Source organism: Bartonella sp. EBT8 (assembly GCF_055796165.1).
This window is the reverse complement of sequence record NZ_JBTTDJ010000005.1, coordinates 107,346-117,176: the sequence shown is the minus strand read 5'-3', so window position 1 is coordinate 117,176 and position 9,831 is coordinate 107,346. Positions and strand designations below refer to the sequence as shown.

Annotated in this window: 8 protein-coding genes; 5 read left to right on the top strand and 3 right to left on the bottom strand. The window is 36.5% G+C overall.

All coding sequences use genetic code 11. The features are described from left to right. The first annotated feature begins 69 nt into the window (after positions 1-69). The 5 genes from AC0QT4_RS05245 to AC0QT4_RS05225 all read left to right on the top strand — a co-directional run bounded on the left by AC0QT4_RS05245 (position 70) and on the right by AC0QT4_RS05225 (position 3,364). Entirely contained in the window at positions 70-732 is a 663-nt protein-coding gene (locus AC0QT4_RS05245; RefSeq protein WP_473200664.1) for a lysozyme, read from the top strand. Further along, the gene (locus AC0QT4_RS05240) at positions 729-956 is read left to right on the top strand and encodes a hypothetical protein (RefSeq protein ID WP_473200663.1); all 228 of its coding nucleotides are present in this window, start codon (positions 729-731) and stop codon (positions 954-956) included. Before AC0QT4_RS05245 ends, AC0QT4_RS05240 begins: the two co-directional genes overlap by 4 nt. Continuing rightward, positions 889-1,107 (top strand): hypothetical protein, encoded by a 219-nt coding sequence (locus tag AC0QT4_RS05235; protein WP_473200662.1) that lies wholly within the window; start codon positions 889-891, stop codon positions 1,105-1,107. The genes AC0QT4_RS05240 and AC0QT4_RS05235 overlap by 68 nt, the downstream gene beginning before the upstream one ends. Continuing rightward, complete coding sequence (locus tag AC0QT4_RS05230) at positions 1,088-1,309, top strand: hypothetical protein (protein WP_473200661.1); 222 nt, start codon at positions 1,088-1,090, stop codon at positions 1,307-1,309. Before AC0QT4_RS05235 ends, AC0QT4_RS05230 begins: the two co-directional genes overlap by 20 nt. A gap of 138 nt (positions 1,310-1,447) precedes the next feature. Beyond that, complete coding sequence (locus tag AC0QT4_RS05225) at positions 1,448-3,364, top strand: hypothetical protein (RefSeq protein ID WP_473200660.1); 1,917 nt, start codon at positions 1,448-1,450, stop codon at positions 3,362-3,364. A 169-nt stretch (positions 3,365-3,533) separates the two neighbouring features. On the opposite strand, the gene AC0QT4_RS05220 is transcribed toward AC0QT4_RS05225, so the two are convergent. The 3 genes from AC0QT4_RS05220 to mfd form a co-directional block, all read right to left on the bottom strand. Further along, a complete protein-coding gene (locus tag AC0QT4_RS05220) occupies positions 3,534-4,712 on the bottom strand; it encodes a tyrosine-type recombinase/integrase (RefSeq protein ID WP_473200659.1) in 1,179 nt (392 codons plus the stop codon). Positions 4,713-5,209: 497 nt separating this feature from the next. Continuing rightward, positions 5,210-6,082 carry a hypothetical protein gene (locus AC0QT4_RS05215; RefSeq protein ID WP_473200658.1) on the bottom strand — a complete coding sequence of 291 codons (873 nt, stop codon included), beginning with the start codon at positions 6,080-6,082 and terminating at the stop codon, positions 5,210-5,212. 248 nt (positions 6,083-6,330) lie between these two features. After that, the gene (mfd, locus tag AC0QT4_RS05210) at positions 6,331-9,831 is read right to left on the bottom strand and encodes a transcription-repair coupling factor (RefSeq protein ID WP_473200657.1); all 3,501 of its coding nucleotides are present in this window, start codon (positions 9,829-9,831) and stop codon (positions 6,331-6,333) included.

The following is a 9,831-nucleotide window of genomic DNA, read 5'->3' as shown; positions in this document are numbered from 1 at the left end:
CGAATGGGGAAAATGTCTATTTTTTAATCCAGCTCTGCCTTGTGCGGAGCTTTTTTTATGGAGAAACCTATGAGAAAAATATCATCAGAGGGACTAGCACTTATTAAACAATGGGAGGGCTTGCGTCTAAACGCCTATAAAGATGTCATTGGTGTATGGACCATTGGTTATGGACATACAAGCTCTGCTGGGAAACCCTTTGTTCATAAGGGCATGATAGTCACTGAAGAACAAGCAGAAGAACTTCTTTGCCAAGACTTAAGGCAATTTGAGAACGCTGTTGAACAAGCCGTTCACGTTTCCTTAACCGATGAACAATTCGCATCGCTCGTATCTTTTTGTTATAATGTAGGAGCAGCAGCCTTTTGCAACTCGACACTGTTAAAAAAGCTCAATCAAGGTGAATATGAATCAGTGCCATCTGAATTACAAAAATGGACCAAAGCGGGTGGCAAGCGCCTTCAAGGTCTCGTACACCGGCGCACAGCAGAAGCAGGCTTATGGGCAAAAGGGGCGTATGTTTCCTCCAATTATCAACCAGTAGAAACCACACAGCCAACGGGGGTTTTCAAAGCAGAAGCCCTTGCCCCAATCATTGGGTCTTTCTCAGGTCTTGGTGGTTTGTTAGCAGGCAATGGTCCCATCCAATGGGCACTAGCTGCCATTATGGTTTTAACCGCCTGTGCTGGTCTTTTCTTTGTAGCCAAACGCTTTCAGGAGCACAAATTATGATCTTATGGATGAAAAAGAAGCTGATGCTAACAGGTGCGGCTTTAGCCGCTTTTTTTATGATTTTAGCAAAAGCTTTTGTTCTTGGCAAAAAAACTGAACAGCAAAAGCAAACAGAGAAAACTTTAAAGAGTGCAACAACACGGCTTGAGGTAGAAAATGAAATTAATCAAAAAAGTGATGCTGATGTGCGTGCTGCTCTCTCTGACTGGTTGCGCGACAAATAAAGTTTCTTCTTTTTGTGTTGGTTGGTTGCCGATATATTTGGACCAACAAGATTTGCATGCCATCAGTTCAAACTTAGCAAGAGAGATCTTAAAGCATAACAAGCAAGGTGAATACCTGTGTGGGTGGAAACATGGCCAGAAAAAACACTGAAAAACACACGGAGCAACTTACAGAAGCAGAAAAAGAAATGCTTCAAGAAATGATCATCACCTATCAAAGTATGAAAATGATGTCTCGCTTAATGAAATGGATAGCATTTTTTATCTTTTTAATCATCCTTGATTTTGCTCGACTTATGGATGCAATAGACAATGTCCTCGCCCATTTAAAACAGTGGTTTTCAAAGAATTAGTTGTTTCATGGATTTAAAAATTCTAATAATATATGCTTGATATGACCAACTTCAGGATTTTCGTCTTTTAAGGACGATAAGGGAATTGGTTTTTATAAAACGACACAACTGCTTGTCTTGTGTAGATCGGGGGGAATCATGAGAACAAATTTAAGTGGCCGCGTAAAAAATACGTCTTTACCATCAACGCATGCTTTAATGCCTCTTTTTGAAGCAGTTATGAATTCTATTCATTCCATTGAAGATATAGGTAATGATTTTTCCTCAAGTCGCATTACAGTTTCAATCATAAGATCGGACCAAGCTTTACTATCACTTGAAAAAGATACAGAAAAACCAAAAGAAATTGTAGGTTTTAAAATAATAGATAATGGTACAGGCTTTAATGATCATAATTTACAATCATTTGAAACTTTAGATTCAGATAATAAAAAAGAAAAAGGCTGCCGTGGTGTAGGACGGCTTCTATGGCTTAAAGCTTTTGATGATATAAAAATCAAGAGTGTTTATGAAAAAGATAAAGAACTCAAAGGGCGTGAATTTTCATTCGATGCTAATAAAGGTATAAAAGCATTACGCAATTTTCAAGATGATTGTGCAAAGAAAGAGACTGTTGTTGAATTAAAAGGTCTGAAAAAAAACTATAAAAATCATATTCCTAAAACTCTAAAATCTATATCAAAGGCACTCTTGGAACATTTTCTCTGGTATTTTGCAAGAACTGGTAGTTGCCCTTCCATAACTATTGAAGATGGCTCTGAAAAAATATCGTTGAATAAACTATATGAGGAGTGCAAGCTTGGAGCGATTGTTAATGAAGAAATAAAAATAGAAGATCACAATTTTTCTATTATGCATATTAAATTTCGAAACTTATCTGTAACTAAACAAACTTTATCTTTTTGTGCAGCCAATAGAGTTATCAAAGAAGAAGCAATATCTAAGAAGATTCTTGGCATGCCTTCAAAACTACAAGATGATATGGGTGAATTTATATACTCTTGCTATGTAAGCTCTCCTTTTTTAGATGAAAGAGTACGTTCTGAAAGAATAAGCTTTGACATTGAAGAAAATACTGAAGGGTTATTTGAGGAAATAGAGATATCATTTAACATGATACGGAACGCTATAGTTGATAGAATTCAAAAATACTTAGCTAAAGAATTAGAGAACAACGTTCGAGACAGTAAAGAGAGAGTTGAGAAGTTCACACATAAAGTACCACGCTATCGCCCACTCCTAAAACATTTAACTGACAATGATTATATGATTTCTTCTACAAAAGACGATAAAGGCTTGGAACTGCATTTGCATGAATGTTTTGCTAAATTAGAAAACAAGATTTTAAAAGAAAGTCATAATGTTTTAGAAATTCAAAAAGGAGAAGATAAAGAGCAATATCTTGCAAGAATTGGTGAATATGTAAATACTGTGAGTGATCTTAAAAAGTCTGATTTAGCGGACTATTTGTGCCACAGAAAAGTTATTATAGAACTTTTTAAAGAATCTTTAAAGTCTCTTTCTACAGATGATAAAAAAAGATACGTTAAAGAAAATGTTATTCATCAACTCATAGTACCTATGAAGTGCGATTCTGATTCTGTCTCTATGAATAATTGCAACTTATGGCTGATCGATGAAAAACTAGCATTTCATGATTATTTAGCTTCTGATCTTTCATTAAGTAAAATCCCTTTTACAGGTTCTAAAGATAAGGACAGACCTGATATATGCGGTTTGGAAGTATATGATAAAGCTCCCGAAGTATATGATAAGGCTCTCTTAGTATCAGAAAAAAAAGGGGATTCAATATCTTCTACTTTGGCATCTCTTACCATAGTAGAAATCAAGCGTCCAATGAGAAATGATGCAAAAACTGGTAACAGAGATGATCCTATTGAACAAGTCGTTACTTATCTAGAAAAAATTCGCGAAGGTCAAGTACAGACCACAGAGGGGCGCCCAATAAATTTGGATGGAGAAGTTCCTGGTTACTGTTATGTCATCTGTGATCTAACTGAAAAAATAAAAAATGTTGTAAACGTTGGAATTTAACAAAGACAGGTGATCATATGGGATATTTTGGATATCACGACGAATACAAGTCTTATATAGAGGTTATTTCATATGATAAACTCATTGCTGATGCCGAGAAAAGACATCAACGATTCTTTGAAGCTCTAGGGTTGCCATTACAATAAGTGAAAGCAATTATATTTTAGGCTTAACTGTTTGGAATATTTGGTAAAGATGTTCCTGATATAAAAGATGCCCATTGCTCCAAAAGAACACGCCGTTGCTCTAAGAAGTCTGTTCGCATGTAAGCTTTGGTCACTGAATTACCAACTGAATGCGCAAGAACAGATTCTGCAATTTCAAATGGTGTTGATGTTGTCTCCGCTATCCAGTCACGAAGACTCGATCTAAAACCATGAGGTCTATAATCAAAGCCTTTGTCTTTCATGAATTTAGAAAGCGTTGCATCAGAAATTGGTTTGCCTTTAAGCCCTGCAAATAGAAAGCCCTTTTTTTCAAAAGGCAGAGTTTTTTCAATGACTTTCATAGCTTCATTACTCAGTGGCACACGAAAGTCTAAAACTTTTCCTACAATACCTTTCATATTTTCTTTGGGTATGGTCCATATATTTTTATCAATCTGCTCAAGACGCAAATAGCGCAATGGATATGATCGAGAACCTGTCAAAATCAGTAATTTTAGTGCTAAATTTGAAAGGATCTTATCCTCTAAGTTTTGATAAAAAGTTGGAAGTTCTTGCCAAGGCATAGCAGGAATATTCGTCGATGTCGCACGTGATTTTCCTAAAAGAGCTCGTGCTTTCATACAAGCCTGTAGGTCAACATCCAAGCCAAGAGCAGCAGCATATTTCAAGCAAATATTGATGCGATTCAGTGCTTTTCGTGCTGTATCTGCTTTTTCATGCCAAAGGGGAGCCAGAACATTGCGAATGATATTGGCTGTCAATTTTTCTATAGATAATTTGCCTATATGTGGAATAACATGCAACTCTAGTGGAGAAAACCAACGACCATTTTTCCCTTCATTTTTCAGCTCTGCTTTTTTGCTTTCAAAAGCCGCTTGCGCAACTTCTTGAAAGATATTGCTTTGCTGTTTTAAAATAGTCTGCTCTCTAAAAACAATAGGATCATTACCTTCTTTAAGAATATCACTATAATGCCTAGCAAGCTCGCGGGCTTCTTTTAAAGAAAGTTTTGTAACAGGACCAAGCCCCATTTCACGGCGCTTATTGTGGTGCGTATAGCGAAAAAACCAAGAGCGCGTATTGTCTTTTCGAACATTTAACCATAGCCCTGCCCCATCACAATATTTACCATGTGGAGACGTCTTTACGAATGATGCTGATAACCTATAAATCGCCCTCACTTAACACCCCCTCTCGTCCACCTTTTCAGGCATTGCCCGTCCACCTTTTTGGGTCCACCTTTTAGACCACCTTTAATTTCTGATTTGAGATTTTTTCTTTAATACTTAATTTTTTTATTGGAACATAAAAAATTATATACATCAATACACTCTTGCACGTCTTTATACTGTTTGATTCTTGCTAATAAAGCCCGCTCTGCCCTCTCTAGGAAACGAACCAATAAATCGTTTGAGTTCAACTTCTTGAAATTTGAAAGGGAAATTTAATTTCTCTGGAGTCGCTAATCTTGCTGTAGATGCGATGATAATAGCGATATTTTATGTCCATTCAGATATTGATTTGATTGCAACAGTTCGAGTTTGGATAGAAGTCTTATTTTGGGTAACTACTCTTATCACTTACCTGAACAATGAGTAGCGTATTGGTCATATATTAGAATCCTACATATAATTGCCCTATGGGTATCATCTTCAACGTCGGGACGTGAATAGATGAACTACCTTTGCTGGAACCACTCTTCAATATGAGAGCCTATGCGGTTTATAATACTCTTTCTTTTATAGGGAAGCATTATATCATGCAGTTTCCTGGTAGTTTTACACAATAAAGGAACACTTCTTACATTTGAGGAATTATGTGTTATCATGTCTCTTACACCATTCATCATTTCTTTTTCAAAGACATCAAAATCCACGGTCATAGTTTCTTTAATGCCCTTGATGAGCTCTTGATCTATTAATCTAATCGCATCTTTTGCCCAGTTAAAATCTTCTTTTTTCCAACCAAAATCTTTACGTAACAAATCTCCTATGTCTGTGTACAAAAGATTTTCATTAATTTTACAAATAAGAATAAAATATGGATAAAGCTCTACTATCTCATTCTTATTTATCTCTTCCTCATTAAGATATTCCTCTCCATCACCAAATCCCAATTCATAAGAACTTTGAGATTTCAAGTATTGTTTGGCTTTAACTAGCTTCCTTTCATACTCACCTGCTTTATACTCTCTTGCCCTATGTGCTCTGTATACTAAATCGCGTTTTTCTTTAGCTAAATCACCTAATTTCAAACTAAGTTTAAGTCTCTCGTCAATGAGATCTCTTTGTTCCTGTATAAGTCTATCATGTTCTGTATTAGAAACGCGGATTTGTGAAAGCGTCAAATCAGCAAATGTTTTTTCAATAAACTTTATTCTCTTTTCAACAACTCGCAATCTTTCTTTCATACGCTCGTACTTTTCATCAAGAGTTAAACCAGAAAGAGATAACTCTGTTAAACTAAACTCAGCATGCGCGTTTTTAAAACCACATATTAAAGTTAATAATAAAAAAGCTATAGTTAGCAATTTGTGTGATGAAAAAATCATATTATGCTACTTTTTCTTGTCCTCTTGAGAAGGTTTATAAAAAGCCATTCCGCTCTATGTTGGAATCCCTCATTATGGCTGTGCTAATTAAGTTATTTCTTCGATTCTATCAATATGTATTATATATGGAAATTTCAAAGAGTATTTTTATTATGAACTTAAAGTTTATTTTATAAAAGTTCAATAACCGAATATTCTATAAAATACTTTAACAAGTAAGTCATCACTTTGAATTATAAAAAGAAATTCTAAACAGAATGTTTCTCGACCATTTCTACAAGTTGTGTCATAGTATCCGCTGCTCCAACGAGCCTTTCATCCACTGTGGACCAATCACGAATAAGAGCGATACTTTGATCTGGTCGAATCTTTGCCATCGTTCCTTGTTTGGCAATCCATTGGACAAGGGCAACACTATTTGCAAAATAATTATTACGAAATTGTATAACCACCCCCTTTGGTCCAGTATCTAATTTTTCTACATGCGCTTTTCGACACAATGTTTTTATATAAAAAACTTTAAGGAGGTGCTGAACTTCAAGAGGTAAAGGACCAAAGCGATCTATTAACTCAGCTGCAAATTCATCAATTTGTTCTAAATCATCAAATTCTGTCAAACGACGATAAAGTCCCATACGGAGTGATAAATCAGGTACAAAACTTTCTGGTATTATAACAGTTGTACCAAGTGAAATTTGAGGAGACCATTGCTTGTCTTCATTATGCTCGCCATCTTTCAATTCAGTGACAGCTTCTTCAAGCATTTTTTGATAGAGCTCAAATCCAACTTCTTTAATATGCCCTGATTGCTCTTCACCTAAGAAATTACCCGATCCGCGAATATCCATATCATGACTTGCTAATTGAAAACCAGCCCCTAAGGTATCAAGAGATTGTAAGACTTTAAGGCGACGATCAGCCGCAGCTGTTAAAACTTTACCAGAAGGATACGTAAAGAGTGCGTAAGCACGCTGTTTTGAACGCCCTACCCTACCACGCAGTTGGTAGAGAGCAGCAAGACCAAACATCTCGGCACGATGAACGATTAATGTATTAGCTGTTGGAATATCAAGACCGGATTCAATAATGGTTGTTGACAGCAGGACATCATATTGTCCATCATAAAATGCATTCATAATATCATCAAGCTGTCCAGCAGGCATTTGACCATGAGCAACAACGAATTTGATTTCTGGAACATGCGTTTTGAGATACTCTTCTACAAAGCCAAGATCAGAAATACGAGGACACACATAAAAACTTTGTCCACCACGATAATATTCTCGAAGTAATGTTTCGCGTATAACAAGTGAATCAAACGGTGCAATAAAGGTACGAACAGCCATTCTATCAATAGGTGGCGTCGTTATCAAAGAAAGTTCCCGTACCCCTGATAATGCTAACCCTAAGGTTCGTGGTATGGGGGTTGCTGAAAGTGTGAGGACATGAATATCACTTTTAAGTTCTTTTAAACGCTCTTTATGTTTTACGCCAAAATGTTGCTCTTCATCAATGATAAGAAGTCCTAACCGCAAAAAATTAACTGCATCACTTAATAATGCATGCGTTCCAATGACAATGTCGATCGTACCATCTGAGATCCCTTTTTTGACTTGTGCAAGTTCTTTGGTTTTCACAAGTCTTGAGGCATGGCCAATTTTAACAGGTAATCCTTGAAAACGTGAAATAAAAGTTTTGTAATGTTGTCGTGAAAGCAAAGTTGTCGGCACAACAACAGCAACTTGATAACCATTTAATGCTGCAACAAAGGCACTTCGAATAGCAACTTCTGTTTTTCCAAAACCAACATCACCACATATCAAGCGATCCATTGGTTTTCCTGAAGCTAAATCTTCTAGAACAGCATCAATCGCATCCATCTGATCTTCTGTTTCTTCATAAGGAAAACATGCAACGAATTCATCAAATGGCCCAATTGGTGGAACTAAAGCAGGCGCCGAACGCAGAGCACGCTCTGCAGCTATATGAATCAACTGACCAGCCATTTCTAATAAATGTTTTTTCAGTCGTGTTTTTCGCGCTTGCCAACCAACCCCACCTAATTTATCTAACGTGACATCCGTTCCCTCCGATCCATAACGTGAAAGAAGTTCGATATTTTCAATAGGTAAAAAGAGCCGATCACCTCCAGCGTATTTAATTTCAAGACAATCCCGTAAAATTCCTGTTGTTTTAATGGTTTTAAGACCAATAAATTGTCCAATACCATGATCAATATGCACAACGATATCGCCAGAATTTAAAGCTGCAATTTCAGAAATAAAATTTGTATTATTTTTACGCCGTTTTGGTGATCTTATGAGTCGATCACCAAGGATATCTTGCTCTGTTATGAGAGCAAAATCTTCTCCTTCAAAGCCGTGCTCTATCATTATAACAGCTGCTGTTATATGATCACGGGGGGTTGCTCTGACAGTTTGTAATGATTTCACAACATCTATTTTTTGCAATCCATGCTCTTCAAGCACCTGTAATAAACGATTCAAAGATCCTTCACTCCAACATGCTAAAAGTACCTTTTTGCCAGCAGCGCGCAATGAAGCAATATGAGAAACGACACTTGAGAAAACATTTTTTTCTTGCGCATTACGCTCTTTTACAAAATCATATCCCTGTTTAATATTTGTATGAATAAGCGTTTTTCCTAAAGCTTGTGGAACATTAAAAGGTGTAAAATCAACACGCTGTCCACATTTTTGCGCACACTCTAAAACATTCTCTGGCGTTAAATAGAGAAGACTAGGATTTATAGGATGATAGGAAGTAGAGCTTTCTTTATCATTTTCACGCTCCTTACGTGCATCATAATAATCTTCAATAAGGCGATAACGCTCAATCAGGACTTCTTCTATGAGATGTTCAAAAATAATAGGAAAATTGCTACAATAGTCAAAAAAAGTGTCAAGATTCTCATAAAAAAATGGCAACCAATGTTCCATACCAGCAAAGCGTCGCCCTTGAGAAAGAGCTTCATAAAGCATATTGTTTTTTTGAGATACACCGAATGTGCGAATATAATTGCTTTTAAATCGGCTTAGGCATTCAGGTGTCAGAACAACTTCACTCATCGAATGTAACAAAAACTCAGTCTTTTGACGTGTTGTTCTTTGTGTTTCTGTATCAAATACGCGGATGGTTTCTAAGGTATCACCAAAAAAATCAAGCCGCAAAGGCTCAACATCAATGGGAGAAAAAATATCAAGAATTCCTCCTCTTACAGCAAATTCACCAACATCTCGAACAACTGTCACGCGCTCAAAACCATTGCATTCTAGAGATTGAATTAAATGCCTCATGTTAATGCGCTGTCCAACACGTACGTGAATCATTTGATTTTCAATCATTTCACGTGGAGGTAATTTTTGCATAATCGCATTTGCTGTTGTTAATATAATCGCAGTGCATGGACTGTGACGTAAATTTGCTATATGAGTCAAAGTGGATAATCGGCGTGCTGTAATAGCAATACTAGGTGATACACGATCATAAGGTAGACAATCCCACGCTGGGAATTGAAATACAGGTAAATTTGGTTCAATAAAATTCAAAACTTGCTGCAAATGAGCAATCTTTGTTCCATCACGGACAACATAGACAAGCGGTTTATCCTGTGCAATTGCTGAACGCAATTTAGTCAGTGCAAAGGCTTCAAATCCATCAGTAATTCCTTCAAAGATCACATGAGCAGAAATATGTTGGGGGATGATAATTTTTTTAAATATGGACAT

Bases quoted from the DNA above. Each gene is read 5' to 3' on its own strand.
- AC0QT4_RS05235 (WP_473200662.1), top strand. From the start codon at position 889: ATGAAATTAATCAAAAAAGTGATGCTGATGTGCGTGCTGCTCTCTCTG.
- AC0QT4_RS05215 (WP_473200658.1), bottom strand. From the start codon at position 6,082: ATGATTTTTTCATCACACAAATTGCTAACTATAGCTTTTTTATTATTA.
- AC0QT4_RS05225 (WP_473200660.1), top strand. From the start codon at position 1,448: ATGAGAACAAATTTAAGTGGCCGCGTAAAAAATACGTCTTTACCATCA.
- AC0QT4_RS05245 (WP_473200664.1), top strand. From the start codon at position 70: ATGAGAAAAATATCATCAGAGGGACTAGCACTTATTAAACAATGGGAG.
- AC0QT4_RS05230 (WP_473200661.1), top strand. From the start codon at position 1,088: ATGGCCAGAAAAAACACTGAAAAACACACGGAGCAACTTACAGAAGCA.
- mfd (WP_473200657.1), bottom strand. From the start codon at position 9,831: ATGTCCATATTTAAAAAAATTATCATCCCCCAACATATTTCTGCTCAT.
- AC0QT4_RS05240 (WP_473200663.1), top strand. From the start codon at position 729: ATGATCTTATGGATGAAAAAGAAGCTGATGCTAACAGGTGCGGCTTTA.